At 69.8% G+C, this 12,932-nt stretch carries 13 protein-coding genes and 7 pseudogenes; 8 read left to right on the forward strand and 12 right to left on the reverse strand.

What is annotated here, in order from left to right:
- The first annotated feature begins 26 nt into the window (after positions 1 to 26).
- Positions 27 to 512, forward strand: coding sequence for a methylated-DNA--[protein]-cysteine S-methyltransferase (locus ACFC8N_RS40765; protein WP_376294415.1), 486 nt, complete (start codon positions 27 to 29; stop codon positions 510 to 512).
- A gap of 163 nt (positions 513 to 675) precedes the next feature.
- Here the strand turns inward: ACFC8N_RS40765 and ACFC8N_RS40770 are convergent.
- From ACFC8N_RS40770 to ACFC8N_RS40785, 4 genes and pseudogenes are all read right to left on the reverse strand, one after another.
- Positions 676 to 828 (reverse strand): annotated as a pseudogene (locus ACFC8N_RS40770) (IS5/IS1182 family transposase); the annotation flags it as partial.
- Positions 829 to 1,080: 252 nt separating this feature from the next.
- The gene (locus ACFC8N_RS40775) at positions 1,081 to 1,317 is read right to left on the reverse strand and encodes a chaplin (protein WP_376294547.1); all 237 of its coding nucleotides are present in this window, start codon (positions 1,315 to 1,317) and stop codon (positions 1,081 to 1,083) included.
- 517 nt (positions 1,318 to 1,834) lie between these two features.
- Positions 1,835 to 2,410: a hypothetical protein gene (locus ACFC8N_RS40780; protein WP_376294418.1), complete on the reverse strand. Its 576-nt coding sequence runs from the start codon at positions 2,408 to 2,410 to the stop codon at positions 1,835 to 1,837.
- 98 nt (positions 2,411 to 2,508) lie between these two features.
- Positions 2,509 to 2,676, reverse strand: a pseudogene (locus ACFC8N_RS40785) (hypothetical protein); the annotation flags it as partial.
- Positions 2,677 to 2,698: 22 nt separating this feature from the next.
- Between ACFC8N_RS40785 and ACFC8N_RS40790 the strand changes: the two are divergent.
- Complete coding sequence (locus ACFC8N_RS40790) at positions 2,699 to 2,938, forward strand: hypothetical protein (protein ID WP_376294419.1); 240 nt, start codon at positions 2,699 to 2,701, stop codon at positions 2,936 to 2,938.
- 340 nt (positions 2,939 to 3,278) lie between these two features.
- On the opposite strand, the gene ACFC8N_RS40795 is transcribed toward ACFC8N_RS40790, so the two are convergent.
- Both ACFC8N_RS40795 and ACFC8N_RS40800 read right to left on the reverse strand, forming a co-directional pair.
- Positions 3,279 to 3,563, reverse strand: coding sequence for a hypothetical protein (locus tag ACFC8N_RS40795; protein WP_356025390.1), 285 nt, complete (start codon positions 3,561 to 3,563; stop codon positions 3,279 to 3,281).
- Positions 3,564 to 3,838: 275 nt separating this feature from the next.
- A complete protein-coding gene (locus ACFC8N_RS40800) occupies positions 3,839 to 4,033 on the reverse strand; it encodes a hypothetical protein (protein ID WP_376294422.1) in 195 nt (64 codons plus the stop codon).
- A 610-nt stretch (positions 4,034 to 4,643) separates the two neighbouring features.
- On the opposite strand from ACFC8N_RS40800, the gene ACFC8N_RS40805 reads away from it, so the two are divergent.
- Entirely contained in the window at positions 4,644 to 5,045 is a 402-nt protein-coding gene (locus ACFC8N_RS40805; protein ID WP_356025398.1) for a YciI family protein, read from the forward strand.
- A 10-nt stretch (positions 5,046 to 5,055) separates the two neighbouring features.
- Entirely contained in the window at positions 5,056 to 6,309 is a 1,254-nt protein-coding gene (locus ACFC8N_RS40810; protein WP_376294424.1) for an RNA polymerase sigma factor, read from the forward strand.
- A gap of 930 nt (positions 6,310 to 7,239) precedes the next feature.
- On the opposite strand, the gene ACFC8N_RS40815 is transcribed toward ACFC8N_RS40810, so the two are convergent.
- Positions 7,240 to 7,782, reverse strand: a complete 543-nt coding sequence (locus tag ACFC8N_RS40815; RefSeq protein WP_376294426.1) for a TetR/AcrR family transcriptional regulator — start codon at positions 7,780 to 7,782, stop codon at positions 7,240 to 7,242.
- Between the two features lie 76 nt (positions 7,783 to 7,858).
- Between ACFC8N_RS40815 and ACFC8N_RS40820 the strand changes: the two genes are divergently transcribed.
- The 4 genes and pseudogenes from ACFC8N_RS40820 to ACFC8N_RS40835 form a co-directional block, all read left to right on the forward strand.
- A complete protein-coding gene (locus ACFC8N_RS40820; RefSeq protein ID WP_376294429.1) occupies positions 7,859 to 8,908 on the forward strand; it encodes an aldo/keto reductase in 1,050 nt (349 codons plus the stop codon).
- Complete coding sequence (locus tag ACFC8N_RS40825; RefSeq protein ID WP_376294430.1) at positions 8,905 to 9,621, forward strand: DUF998 domain-containing protein; 717 nt, start codon at positions 8,905 to 8,907, stop codon at positions 9,619 to 9,621. The genes ACFC8N_RS40820 and ACFC8N_RS40825 overlap by 4 nt, the downstream gene beginning before the upstream one ends.
- 10 nt (positions 9,622 to 9,631) lie before the next feature.
- The gene (locus ACFC8N_RS40830) at positions 9,632 to 10,654 is read left to right on the forward strand and encodes an SDR family oxidoreductase (protein ID WP_376294433.1); all 1,023 of its coding nucleotides are present in this window, start codon (positions 9,632 to 9,634) and stop codon (positions 10,652 to 10,654) included.
- 92 nt (positions 10,655 to 10,746) lie between these two features.
- A pseudogene (locus ACFC8N_RS40835) lies at positions 10,747 to 10,857 on the forward strand (IS5/IS1182 family transposase); the annotation flags it as partial.
- Between the two features lie 27 nt (positions 10,858 to 10,884).
- Here the strand turns inward: ACFC8N_RS40835 and ACFC8N_RS40840 are convergent.
- From ACFC8N_RS40840 to ACFC8N_RS40860, 5 genes and pseudogenes are all read right to left on the reverse strand, one after another.
- Positions 10,885 to 11,022 (reverse strand): annotated as a pseudogene (locus ACFC8N_RS40840) (transposase); the annotation flags it as partial.
- A gap of 72 nt (positions 11,023 to 11,094) precedes the next feature.
- Positions 11,095 to 11,748, reverse strand: a pseudogene (locus tag ACFC8N_RS40845) (cytochrome P450); the annotation flags it as partial.
- A pseudogene (locus tag ACFC8N_RS40850) lies at positions 11,747 to 12,052 on the reverse strand (FAD-dependent oxidoreductase); the annotation flags it as partial. The pseudogenes ACFC8N_RS40845 and ACFC8N_RS40850, both read right to left, overlap by 2 nt.
- Positions 12,042 to 12,282, reverse strand: a pseudogene (locus ACFC8N_RS40855) (ferredoxin). The pseudogenes ACFC8N_RS40855 and ACFC8N_RS40850, both read right to left, overlap by 11 nt.
- Before the next feature lie 147 nt (positions 12,283 to 12,429).
- Positions 12,430 to 12,924, reverse strand: coding sequence for an NUDIX hydrolase (locus tag ACFC8N_RS40860; RefSeq protein WP_356025408.1), 495 nt, complete (start codon positions 12,922 to 12,924; stop codon positions 12,430 to 12,432).
- Between the last annotated feature and the right edge of the window lie 8 nt (positions 12,925 to 12,932).

Here is a 12,932-nt window from a genome sequence, read left to right on the forward strand (position 1 = left end):
CGTACACGTACAAGGACCGGCGACACATGAAGCAGCACACCGTCATCCCCAGCCCCTACGGCCCCCTCACGCTCGTCGCCGAGGACGGCGCGCTGTGCGGCCTGTACATGGTCGGGCAGCGCCACCGCCCGCCGGAGGAGTCCCTCGGCGGCCCCGGCAGCCCCGGCGACGCCCCCTTCGCGGCGGCGGAGGAACAGCTGTCGGCGTACTTCGCGGGCGAGTTGACCGAGTTCTCCCTCGAACTGCGCCTGGCCGGAACGCCGTTCCAGCGCAGCGTCTGGGACCAGCTCACCCGCATCCCGTACGGCGAGACCCGCTCCTACGGCGAACTCGCCGACGCCCTCGGCAATCCCCGGGCCTCCCGCGCGGTCGGCCTCGCCAACGGCAGGAACCCGATCGGCATCATCGTGCCCTGCCACCGGGTCATCGGCGCGAGCGGCGACCTCACCGGCTACGGCGGCGGCCTGGACCGCAAGTGCCGCCTGCTGGATTTCGAAACCAGAACAGGCTGATTCGAATCCAGCTGTCCCGCCGCCTTTCGCCTGCCGGAGCACCGAGATACACCAGGTCAGAGCCTTGCTTGACGTGGCGAAGGCCCTCCGTGATCTTCACGGAGGGCCTTCGTTACGTCAGATGGGAGCGTTCTGGGAACGTGCGGTCAGGTGCCCGTCTTGCATAGCCGCGGTCGGTGTACAGCACGCCGGGGCGTCGGCGGGGGCGCCCGCGTTTGCCCCCGACCGGTGGCACGGAGTTGACCAGGGGCATGAGCTGGGTGACTTCGTGACGGTTGCCGCCGGTCAGTGTGGTGGCGAGCGGAATGCCGTGCGCCGACTGTCGTCGCCGGTATCGCCGAGCTGGTCGTTCGTCTCGTCGTCCGAGGAGGCACCGAGAATCGGGTAGATCGGCCGACCGTCACGGCGAAAGCCGACAGGGTGACGGGCGGGCAGGGGCCGGACCATGCAGCTCCTCCAGTGCGCGCCCCTGCGCTACCCCTCAGTTTAGAGCGTGTCCGGTGAACAACGGTATCGAGTCCCACCGGACAACGCCCAGGGCGGACAAGATCGAACAGGTCGTCCGTGCCTACTCGTTCACACAGACGTTGCCGTGTGCGGGGTTCAGAAGCCCAACGACATTGATGGTGTTGCCACACACGTTGGCGTCAACTTCGACGGGCACCTGAATCACGTTGCCGGACACGACTCCGGGACTGTTCTTGGCTACTCCGAAGGCCCCGTCGTCAGCGGCTGCGGCGCCTGCGCATCCGATGACTGCGAGAGCAGTCAGAGCAGCGGCCGACAGGGCAAGAGGTACACGCATGGCGTTCTCCTTCGGGTGGAGGGTAATCACCATCGATAGATCTCCCGACGTTCAGCAGGAAAACGCCGATACTTACGCAGCCGGGAGAAACCACCCTTCCGGTTACCGAGATTCCAGGCGTGATGTCGCAAGCAGAACAGCCTCTGGACGGCGAACGGTTCCCACGGGAAGCATAGGGAACCGGTGGCGACAGCTCTGAGCAGGACGGAAGAACCCACTGACGCGGTTCTGCAGCGGATTCCCTACTCTCCCCTTCCAGGACACACAGGGGGATGAGCGAGTTGAAGGGTGGGGGTAGACGGCTGACGGCAGCCGTGTTGACAGGCGTGCTCGGTGCGGCCGTGGTGAGCTGCGGGCCTCGGCCCCCGGCCGCGGCGGCTGACGGCGGACAACAAACCCCGGGCAAGGCCGATTACACCAGGTCGGCTGACGTGCCCGAGCAGGTGGAACCGGACGGCACGAGCATCTCAGCTTTCCAGGCAGAGGCTGTTCTGCGTGGGACATCACGCCTGAAACGTCAGTGGTCGGTTGGCGCGACGGCGAAGTCGGACAGCAGGTAGGCCTCGTCCGGGGTGTAGCTGCTCGGGGCCATGGCGAAGACGCCGAGGATCTTCCCGGTGCCGTCCTTGACCGCGACAGCGAGGTTCGCGGCACCGGGCGCGATGCGCGGGTTGACGTACTGGGAGCGCAGCGCGTTGAACTGGCCGGGCTTGAGCAGGGCGAGCTTGAGCGGACCGGTCAATTCCTCGCCCGTCTGCAGGCGCGGGGCCTTGACCGGATCGACCGGCTGGCGGGGAGCGACGATCCGCGTCGGAGCAGCCGAGACATAGACGTAGAAGGGAGCGGCGCGGGGCGTCGCCTTGATCACGCCGCGTAGGTAGGGGTGCAGCTCGGGCACGTCGTGGTTGGAGGCGGTCAGCCAGTACGGCCGGTCCGTGATCGCACCGAGCACGCTGACCACGTCCGCGTCCGACAGCGGCTTGTACTCGGGGGCGTCCCAGTCGAAGTGGGTGTTGAGCGGCTCGTGCAGCTTCTCGTAACCGCCGCCGTAGAAGGAAGGAAAGCCCTGCCTCGTAGCAGGCCAGTTCGACATCGGAGGCAGACAGCCGCTGGACTGTCTCGGCGTGCTTGGGCCTTCCACTGGTCCCGGTAGGAGCGCACGACGCGTTCGTGCCAGAGCCCGTCGCGGCCGACGTTCGCCAGGAACCGGGTGCCGAGCATCATCGTCGCCACCGTGCCCACGCCGTCGTCCAACGAGTCAGCCAGCCAGTGAAGTTCGTCCCGGCTCTCGTCGCGCAGGCGGATGCCGACGGGCTGACGGGTGAGCCAGCGGCCGACGGCACTGGTGTAGATCGACACGTCCGAGGAGTGCAGCCGGTCCGTGGCGTCGCCCCCGGCGCAGCCAGAGCTGGACCTTGCTCTACAGGCGGCAGCTGCGTTGGTCGCCGTGCCGGATGCCTCAACCGCAGTGTTCCAGGCCCGAGTCGGGCTGGCGGCGCTCGATCTGGCCCGTGAGGAAACCAGCCTTCACGTGACTCAGCTACAGGAGGCCGTGGCGGACATGGCGGTTCTCACTGAGGCAGTGGACAAAGCCGAGTTCGCACTCCGCGATCTTCTGTGACAGACCAATGGGCAATCGCCTGAACGGTCAACTTGGTCGGCTCAGGCGGCCATGACGCCTCGAACACCGCGTCGACGGCATCAGTGGCTGGCTGGTGCGCACACCACTGCTGCCGGAGCGCCGAACTGCTCTGGCGGGCCTGCCGGATGTGGAGAACCCGGCTTGTATGTCGTGGCATCCTGGGATCCGGCCCGGCGCCAACCGGGCCCACCGGACATCTTGGTTTGAGACCGCACCGACCGCCCCGCTCCTCCACAAAGACGGGGCGGTCGCGCGTCTGACATCCATCCTGATGCGAGACGCGGCGCGCCCCTCGATCCGCTGAGAGGCGCGCCTGCCATTAGAACGCGCTGTTGTTGCAGCCCATCGTCGAGCCGAGGCTGCTGGCCTGCGCGCCCGGGTTGCCCTCGCCGTTCAGCGCGTTGCCCAGCGCGCCGTTGATCAGTCCGACCTCGCCGAGGACGTCGACGTTCAGGTCGTGCGACCTGCATTTGGAACTCTGCTGGATGTTGAAGCCGTCGCCGTGGCCGCCGCCCTCGCCGCCGGCGTGGGCGGTACCAGCGGCCATGATTCCCACGCTGCCGAGGGCAGCGACCAGGACGGCAACCTTGCGAAGCTTGTGCATGTCGTCTCCGTGAAAGTGAATGGATGCGATCTGTGATAGACCGACTTATTTCATTTACAGGACATTAATGCGAAGTATCTCAAATCAGGCATTGACGCGCCGGTTGCATAGTCATCGCGGGCACCCCGCCCCACGCGGGGCCACCCGCATTCAGTCGAGGATCCCCAACCCCGAATCCGGCCGGCAGTGGGTCCGTGCGGGGTGCGTTTCTGCTGAACGGCGTAGCAGGTCTTCGTAGGCGCCGGGCTGAAGCCGGGGGAGTGAACGGCTGTTCTTTACGCCGCATGCCGGTGGCTGCTGCTGAGTCGGACGTCCCGCTCGGGCAAGCGCCTTGTGTACCGCGCCGCGCTGGATCCGGAGTAGGCGGCGAGCGTGTCGTTGTCGGCGATCTCCCCGTTGAGGAACGCGAGGATGCCCCGGAGCCGGTGCGGGTCGGGCGGCAGTGGCGGGTTAGGGGGCTGCTCGGGCATGGCGTGCACCGTGCAGTGCCGTCCAGGCTGCCGACCCTGCCAGTAAGAGTGGAACACCACTTCCGATTCCGACGACAGACGGATGAGCCGTCGCCGCAGTTCCTTCCCCGGCTGTGCGGCGAGCTGCCGGTTGTCCCGTCGCAGAGGATCTGGTCCGCGGAACCGGCTCAGACCTGGAGCGACCAGATCAAGTGAGACGCTGAGGCGCCAGGAATCTCAGGTGATCCGGTCCGGGGAAAGTGGATGCCCGTGGCGTCTCAGCTGATCTGGTCCGGCGGAGGCGTTTCGAACTGATACCACGCCTGGGTCGGTCGACCGCCTTGGTGCCCGCCGGTCGCAGGATGGCCGCGCAGGTCGTGCGCGAGGCGATATCGACCCCGATGTCAGCTCTGCACACCGGGCGTGGCGGCGCGGCTGTGGTCGGCTGGTGGCACGGTCGCTGCGGCCGCGGAGGCGCTGCGGGTCGCGGGGCTGCTGCGGGCTTGTCCCCGTGGGGGCCGCTAAGTTTTTTCGCGGATTCCCGCCGAGGATGTCGAAACCCTCGGGCGTGCTTCTACCTACCCGTGACAGCCCCTGCCCGGGGCGGGCACGACGAACGAGGAGCAGAACCATGAAGTACATGCTGCTGATGCAGTTCAGCGAGAAGAACGCCGACTTCCCCAAGCTCGACGAGTGGAGGCCCGAGGAGATCCAGGCCCACATCCAGTTCATGAAGCAGACCAATGCCGGCCTCGCCGCCGCTGGTGAGCTGGTCGACGCCCAGGGCCTGGCCATGCCGGAGACCGCCCGGATCGTGCGCTCCCACAGCGGCGGCGCGCCGGTCGTCACCGAGGGCCCGTTCCCGGAGTCCAAGGAGTGGGTGGCCGGCTGGTGGATCGTGGACTGCGACACCGAGCAGCGCGCGATCGAGATCGCCGCCGCCGTCTCCGCCGCCCCCGGCCCGGGCGGACGGCCGCTCAACATGCCGATCGAGGTGCGCCAGATCATGGCGGCCCCGCCCACCGAGCTGTGAACACTCCCCGATGACGACTTTCGAACCAACCCTCGACGACTTGCTGCGCACGCTCGCGCCGCAGGTCGTCGGCGTGCTCACCCGCCGCTGGGGGGACTTCGGCGCAGCCGAGGACGCTGTCCAGGACGCCTTGCTGGCCGCCGCCACGCAGTGGCCGGCCGAGGGTGTGCCGCGCAACCCGCGCGGCTGGCTGGTTCAGGTCGCCAGCCGCCGGATGACCGAGCAGGTCCGCAGCGAGCAGGCCCGCCGTCGACGCGAGGAGCTGGTGGCCGGTCAGGTCCCCGCCGACCGGCGGTCCGCGCCCGGGGCCGACACCGGGGACGAGGGCGCGCACGACGACACCCTCACGCTGCTGTTCCTGTGCTGCCACCCCGTGCTGTCGCCGGCCTCGGCGATCGCGCTCACCCTTCGCTCGGTCGGCGGTCTGACCACCGGCGAGATCGCCGCGGCGTTCCTCGTCCCCGAGGCGACCATGGGCCAGCGGATCAGCCGGGCCAAGCAGCGGATCAAAGCCTCCGGGGTGCCGTTCCGGATGCCGGACAGCGCCGAGTGGCCGGCCCGGCTGGACGCGGTGCTGCACGTCCTCTACCTGATCTTCAACGAGGGGTACGCCAGCAGCACCGGCCCCGAGCTGCGGCGCGTCGAACTCTCCCGGGAGGCGATCCGCCTCACCCGGGCCGTCCACACGCTGCTGCCGGACAACGCCGAAGTGGCCGGCCTGCTCGCGCTGATGCTGCTCACCGAGGCGCGCGGGCCCGCCCGTACCGGCCCGGACGGCGAACTCGTCCCGCTCGCCGAGCAGGACCGCAGCCGATGGGACACCGTTGCGATCGCCGAGGGCGTCGCGCTGATCACCGCCGCTCTGCCGCGCGGCCCGGTCGGCCCGTACCAGGTGCAGGCCGCGATCGCGGCCGTCCACGACGAGGCGCCGACCGCCGCCGAGACCGACTGGCCGCAGATCCTCGCCCTGTACGGGGTGCTTGCCCGCATCTCCGACAATCCGCTGATCACCCTGAACCGGGCGGTCGCCACCGCCATGGTGGACGGCCCCGCAGCCGGCCTCGCCCTGCTCGCCGACCCGCCGCCCGCGCTCGCGGGCCACCACCGGCTGTACGCGGTCCGCGCCCATCTGCACGAGCTCGCCGGGGACCGGGAGGCTGCCGTCGCCGACTACCGCACCGCCGCCCGCCGCACCGCCAGCCTCCCGGAGCGGCACCACCTCAGCCTGCGCGCCGCCCGACTGGCCGCGCGAGCGGGAAGGTGAGCCACCAGTCAAAGGTGTTGGGTGGGGCAGGACAGCTACGGACGCCGGCGGACCAGGTCGCCTGAGATCGCAAGCGAATCGGACCACGTCACCTGAGACAGGGACCAAATCTCTGGACATGGGACCCCGGTAGGTCGCGTGCCACTCCTGATGTGCCTGTGTCCCGTGACGCCGAACCTTGAGCACGTGCCATCGATGGAGCGGCGCGGGTCACGTCCAGCGGGATGGCAAGCCCGATGAGCGGGGATCACCCGCAGCGGCGGACCGTCGTCAGCCGTCCTGAGCGGGGAACACCTCGTCGACGGCGCGGCGCAGTGTTTCGCGGACAGCCCTGTCCAGCGCAACGCGTCCGGCAGGCCGGGGCCGAACGTGATCAACGGCCATTACCGGGCGTCGTGGGATGTCCGGATGACTACCAGTGGCGGGCAGGTGACCGCGGAGGTGTTCACCGATGCTCCGCAGGCGCGCAGGCTGGCCCGCATTCCGGCAGACCGAGCCCGCGTTCGTCCAGGCTTGGAGGGCGGAGTTTTGCCATGACCGCCCCGCGCCTTCCGGTGACGCAGGCCCTCGCGGTTCGGATCGCAGATGGCACCGGTCGGTCGTGCGGCATCGGTGAACTCCCGTTTGTTCAGGGCGAGTCCGGAGGCTGGAGCCCGCTGCTGCACCGTGCACCGTGCTCGACTCGCCGCCGGGCGAGTTCAGGGGGCCGCCGCTGGCGGACTGGTCGGCCGTCGTGACGGCAGCTGGACCTACGACCTGTATGTCTCCCAAGGCCGTGTGATCGACCGGGAGTTGACACACGAGGGCGGCGGTGAGAGCCCCGTGTCGGCGGCCTGCTGAGTACCTCTGCCGGACACGACCGCCTGCCACTGTCAGCACGCGGTCGTCACCCGGTCTCCGGCCGGTCTTCGACTGATCTCCGACCGGTCCTCAGCGCTGCGGCTGTGCGCGCAGCCCGTCGAGGATGAGCGCGAGCATGCGGGGAGCGCGGTCCTCGGGGACGGCGGCGGCACGCCAGAGCGCGCCGGTGAGCTGGAGGAAGTCACCGGGGTCCGCGTCCGCGCGGATGCTCCCGTCCTCCTTGCCGGCGTCGAGGAGCTCGGTGATGGCGGTGATGACCGGGCCGTAGCTCTGTTCGCTCATCGCCTGGTGCGCGCTGGGGCTGAGGGCCTCGCCCAGGCCGTGCTTCCTGCGCATGGCCTCGACCAGGTCGAGCGTCCAGGCGCGCAGCGCCTCCAGGGGCGGCATCCGGGCGAGCAGGTCGGGCACGGTGCCGGTGATGCGGGAGACCTCGTCCTGATAGACGGCCAGGACCAGCGCCTCGCGGGTGGGGAAGTTGCGGTACAGCGTGCCTGGGCCGACGCCGGCGCGCTGGGCGATCTGGTTCATCGACGTGCCGCCGTCCTCGCCCAGCGCCTCGCGGGCGGCAGCGAGGATGCGCGCCCTGTTCTCACGGGCGTCGGCTCGGACCACGAGATCCCCCCTTGCTAAGTGGAGAACTCTCCACTACGTTATTCGGAGAGTTCTCCACTTACTTTAGAGGGGCACCATGCACTACATCAAGCTCGGCACCACCGGCCTGGACGTGTCACCGATCGCCATCGGCGCCATGACCTACGGCGAACCCGACCGCGGGCACCCCGTCTGGTCGAAGGGGGAGGAGGAGGCCCGCCCGCTCATCAAGCACGCCCTGGAGGCGGGCATCAACTTCTTCGACACCGCGAACTTGTACTCCAACGGCTCCAGCGAGGAGATCCTTGGCCGCGCACTGAAGGACTACGCCGACCGCGACGCCGTGGTCATCGCCACGAAACTGCGTCACCCGATGCGCCCGGGCCCGAACGGACGCGGACTGTCACGCAAAGCGATCATGACCGAGGTCGACCACTCCCTGCGCCGCCTCGGCACGGACTACATCGACCTCTACCAGATCCATCGCAACGACCACTCCACCCCCTGGGAGGAGACACTCCAGGCCCTCAGCGACCTCGTGCAGGGCGGCAAGGTCCGCTACCTCGGCGCCTCCTCCATGCACGCCTGGGAATTCGCCAAGGCCCTCCACCTGCAGAAGCAGCACGGCTGGGCGCGGTTCGTGTCGATGCAGAACCACTACAACCTCCTCGCCCGCGAAGAGGAACGGGAGATGATCCCGCTGTGCCTGGACGAAGGCGTCGGCACCCTCATCTGGTCCCCCCTGGCCCGCGGCCGCCTGGCCCGGGCCTGGGATGACGCCCGCTCCACCCAACGCTCCGAAACCGACGCGGCCTACGCCGATCTGCTCTACTCACCCGCGCAGGAAGCGTCCAACAAGGCGATCATCGACGCGGTCGGCCAGGTGGCGGACGCGCACGGCGCGAGCCGCGCCCAGATCGCGCTCGCCTGGCTGCGCCGCCAGCCGGTGGTCACCGCGCCCCTCGTCGGCGCTGGCTCCATCCGCCAGATCGACCAGGCCGTGGCCTCCCTCGACATCGACCTCACCGACGACGAGGTGCGCGCCCTGGAAGCCCCGTACACCCCGCGCTACGACTGGCAGGGCGTCTCCGACGAAGCCGAGCTGGAGGCCATCCGCCAGCGCATCCCCGGAATGGCCCTGTCATGAACCCCATCGTCCGCTCCGGCCCGGCCGCCCGCGCCGGGGGCCTCCTCATCCTGCTCGGCCCGCTCGTGTCCTGGCTGGCCGAGTTCGTCACCGCCGCCGCATGGCAGGACCCGCCGTACTCGCCCTTCCACAACTGGGTCAGTCACCTCGGCCTGACCGGCCCGCCCCAGACCGCGTTCGGGCAAGTCGCCAACTCGCCCCTCGGCGCCGTCATGAACACCGGCTGGGTGGTCTACGGCATCCTCCTGGCCGTCGGCGCGTTCCTCGTGTTCGACCCGCGCAAGGGCGTCCGCCCGACCATCATCGTGATACTCGCCGTCCTGGCCGGCGCCGGAGTCGGCCTCGTCGGCATCTTCCAAGGCTCCAACGCCAACGTTGACAACGGCCTGATCGCCCTCCACACGCTCGGCGCGCAGACCGTCATGCTCGCCGGCAGCGTCATGGCGATCGCCGTCGGAGCCAACGGCGCACGCATCGGCCTCAGCCGACGCCGCTCGACCGTGAGCATCGCCCTGGGCACCGCGGGCCTGATCGCCTTCCCGCTCTTCATGGCCGACGCCCTCACCGGCTGGATGTGGAACATCGGCCTGCTCGAACGCGCCGTCATCTACCCGATCATGATCAGCCACGCCCTCCTCGCCAGCAGCATCGCCGCCCGACGACTGCCCGTGACACCCCCATCCACCCCCCTTCCCACCCACGCCGCCAGCTGAGGAGACACCCATGACACCCGTACTGGTCACCGGAGGGACCGGATTCATCGGAAGCTGGTGCATCCTCGCCCTGCTCGACACCGGCCACACGGTCCGCACCACAGTCCGCGACCTACAGCGCGAACCGGCCTTGCGCTCCTGGCTGCACGAGGCCGCCGTCTTCGACGACGACCGGCTCACCGTCGTACGCGCCGACCTCCAGCACTCCGACGGCTGGGACGCCGCCGTAGCCGACTGTGAGCACGTCCTCCACGTCGCTTCACCCACCCTGCGTCACACCCCCGCAAGCGACGACGACCTGGTCGTCCCGGCACGCGAAGGGGTCCTGCGCGTCCTGCGCGCCGCCCGTGACGCAGGCGTCCGCCGTACCGTGCTGACCAGCGCCTTCGGCGCCGTCGGCATCGGACACCCCCCACGCTCCACCCCGTTCACCGAGGAGGACTGGACCGACATCGACGCCGATATCCCGCCCTACCAGCGTTCCAAGACCCTCGCCGAGCGTGCCGCCTGGCGGTTCATCCGGGAAGAAGGCGGCGGTATGGAACTGACCGCCGTACACCCCGTGGGCGTCTTCGGCCCCCTCCTCGGCCCCGACGACCCGCCCTCCCTGCGCCTGGTCCGCAGGATGCTGGAGGGACGCGTCCCCGCCTGCCCGCCCTTCGGTATGGGCTACGTCGACGTCCGCGACGTCGCCGACCTGCACGTGCGCGCCATGACCGACCCCGCGGCCGCCGGCGAACGCTTCCTCGCCGTCGCGGGCCACAGCCTGCGCGTCGTCGACATCGCCCGCATCCTGCACGACCGCATGGGCGAACGCGCCGCCAAGGCCCCGACCCGCGAACTGCCCGTCTGGCTCACCCGGGCCCTGGCCACCGTCAACCCCGAACTGCGCCTGCTCAAGCACCAGCTGGGCCGCGACCTCGACGCGACCGGTGCGAAGGCGGAGAAGCTCCTCGGCTGGAAGGCGCGTCCGATCGAGGACACGATCGCGGACACCGCCGAAAGCCTGCTCGCCCACGGCATCGGCGCATGACCTCGCCGGCTGCCTCATCACACAGAACGGTCTCGACGCGAAGCGGCGCAGTTGGCCCTGAGCCGGGCCCGCAAAGTGTTGGCGACGCTGGCCTGTTCGTGGTGCGACGCCATGAACTGACCGATAAATCGTGGGCGGCGATCGACCCGTTGCTGGCCCTGCCTCGGATGGGCAGGCCAGTGCGAGACCCCCGTGGCTGCGTGAGGGCCGCGTGATGAACAAGCGCGCGACGGCGCGCCCAGTGAAGGCGCAGCCGTGTCGAACACGGTGGAGTCGTTGACATTGCCCGGTGTGACCACTACAGCCAGGGGCAGACCGCGCCCATCCGCCGCGAGGTGGACCTTGGTGAAACCGCCTTTGTTAGAGCCAGTAAGGGGGAGAGACCGCCGATCCTCCCAAAGCATCTGCGGTGCTCAACTGAACGCCATCGGCCGCCGGACTCAGGCCGTGAGGCCCTCGATCGCCACGGGAAGGTGGCGGGGGCCGCGCAGTACCGCGTTGGTACGGTACGGCGGCGGGTCCTCCAGCAGCCCGGAGAACGTGACCCGGCGGAACAGCTCGGCCACCGCCAGATGGAGTTCTATGCGGGCGAGCGGGGCGCCGAAGCAGTAGTGGATGCCGGTGTAGAAACCCAGGTGCTCGTTGTCCTTGCGGTCGGGATCGAACCGGTCGGGGCCCTCGAAGCGCCGGGGGTCGCGGTTGGCCGCGGCCAGCATGAGCCAGACCGGCGAGCCCTTGGGGATCGTGGTCCCGGCGACGTCGATGTCGGCCAGGGCGGTGGTCCACGTGACGAACTGCACCGGGGGCTCGTAGCGCAGCACCTGCTCGATGAGCGGGACGGTCAGGTCCGGCTCCTTCTGGAAGCGCTGGAGGACGTCGGGGTGGCGCAGCAGGGTGAGGGTCGTGTTGGTGATCGCGTTGACGGTGGTCTCGTGGCCGGCGACCAGGAGCAGCACCGCCGTCGCCTCCAGGTCCGCCGGTGTCATGTCGGGGGCGAGCGCGCTGAGGATCCCGGGGCCGGGGTGGCGGCGTTTGGTCTCGATCAGGCCGGCCAGGTAGGCGCCCAGGTCCTGCCGTGCCCGCTGGCCCCTTTTCCGCCAGGCGCACCTGCCTGGCGTCCCGGTCCAGGCTCTCGGCGGCGACGCCCAGACGCCAGTCGGCGTCGATGTCACGCCGCCGCGGCAGCGCGGTGTCCTCGGGCCGGGCCCGCCCGAGCAGCGCCTGCTTGGACAGCGGCGGCCGGTCGTAGGGCTCGTACGGCTCGTCACCGATCATGGTCAGCGATCCGGTGAAGCCCTTCTCGCGCAGGGTCTCCGCCGCGCGCAGACCGGCCAGCGAGGCACCGACGACGATGCGGCCCGTGCGCCGCAGGACCTCGGCGTCCGCGTCAGCCGGCATGGGGCTCCACCTGCTTCGCCTGCCGCGTCGGCTCGTCGGAGTAGTCGACGAGGATGGCCTGGACCGGGCAGGCGGCGGCGGCCTTCTCCACCCGGTCACGCTGGGCTTCGTCGAAGCGGGGGGGGGGAGAACAGCAGCGCCTCGTTCCCGTGGAGGGAGAAGACGTCCGGGGCGAGGAACACACACTGCGCGAATCCCTGGCAGCGGTTGAGATCGACGACAAGCCTCATCCGGAACCCGCTCTCTGCCCGGCCGCGGTTGCCCGTAGGCTCCGCGGCCCCTGCGTTCGGTCCACACGATCGGTCGGCATGCCTCTTCTTCGGCATCGGCTCCGCCGGATCGGGCCGCAAACCGGGAACGAGCCGGAGAAGCCGTCGCTAGGCCACCCGGTGGCCGTTCTCCAGTTCCGCCGTGCCGGAGCCGTCCGCGAGGACGTCCAGACAGACCAGCACGCGGCGGCCGAGCGCGCCGGGCAGGTGGTCGGTGATCTCCTCGCGCGCCACCAGGCGCCAGGACAGCAGCTCCTCCTCCTGGAGCCGGACGGACCTCAGGTCGGACTCCGTGAGGACACCGCCGTCGTACAGGTAGGCCACCAGCGGCGGGCGGGCCTCGCCGCGCACCCAGTCCACGGCCAGCAGCCGGCCCGGCGCCCGGTCGAGACCGATCTCCTCCAGGGTCTCGCGGCGCGCGCCCTCGCGGGGGCCCTCGCCGTCGTCGGACTCGATCGTGCCGCCCGGAAGCGCCCAGCCCTCGCGGTAGTTGGGCTCGACGAGCAGCACCCGCCCCTCGGCGTCCCGGAAGAGCACGGCGGCACCGGCGAGGACGCGGGGCAGGCTCGCGATGTACGTGGCGAAGTCTTCAGTCGTGGTCATTGCGGCAG

Origin of the sequence: Streptomyces sp. NPDC055966 (genome assembly GCF_042269865.1) — a bacterium.
GTDB lineage: Bacteria > Actinomycetota > Actinomycetes > Streptomycetales > Streptomycetaceae > Streptomyces.

What these genes read in the sequence shown, in the direction of transcription:
- ACFC8N_RS40765 (WP_376294415.1), top strand. Translation starts at nt 27, where the DNA reads ATGAAGCAGCACACCGTCATCCCCAGCCCCTACGGCCCCCTCACGCTC.
- ACFC8N_RS40775 (WP_376294547.1), bottom strand. Translation starts at nt 1,317, where the DNA reads ATGCGTGTACCTCTTGCCCTGTCGGCCGCTGCTCTGACTGCTCTCGCA.
- ACFC8N_RS40780 (WP_376294418.1), bottom strand. Translation starts at nt 2,410, where the DNA reads ATGTCGAACTGGCCTGCTACGAGGCAGGGCTTTCCTTCCTTCTACGGC.
- ACFC8N_RS40795 (WP_356025390.1), bottom strand. Translation starts at nt 3,563, where the DNA reads ATGCACAAGCTTCGCAAGGTTGCCGTCCTGGTCGCTGCCCTCGGCAGC.
- ACFC8N_RS40800 (WP_376294422.1), bottom strand. Translation starts at nt 4,033, where the DNA reads ATGCCCGAGCAGCCCCCTAACCCGCCACTGCCGCCCGACCCGCACCGG.
- ACFC8N_RS40805 (WP_356025398.1), top strand. Translation starts at nt 4,644, where the DNA reads ATGAAGTACATGCTGCTGATGCAGTTCAGCGAGAAGAACGCCGACTTC.
- ACFC8N_RS40810 (WP_376294424.1), top strand. Translation starts at nt 5,056, where the DNA reads ATGACGACTTTCGAACCAACCCTCGACGACTTGCTGCGCACGCTCGCG.
- ACFC8N_RS40820 (WP_376294429.1), top strand. Translation starts at nt 7,859, where the DNA reads ATGCACTACATCAAGCTCGGCACCACCGGCCTGGACGTGTCACCGATC.
- ACFC8N_RS40825 (WP_376294430.1), top strand. Translation starts at nt 8,905, where the DNA reads ATGAACCCCATCGTCCGCTCCGGCCCGGCCGCCCGCGCCGGGGGCCTC.
- ACFC8N_RS40830 (WP_376294433.1), top strand. Translation starts at nt 9,632, where the DNA reads ATGACACCCGTACTGGTCACCGGAGGGACCGGATTCATCGGAAGCTGG.
- ACFC8N_RS40860 (WP_356025408.1), bottom strand. Translation starts at nt 12,924, where the DNA reads ATGACCACGACTGAAGACTTCGCCACGTACATCGCGAGCCTGCCCCGC.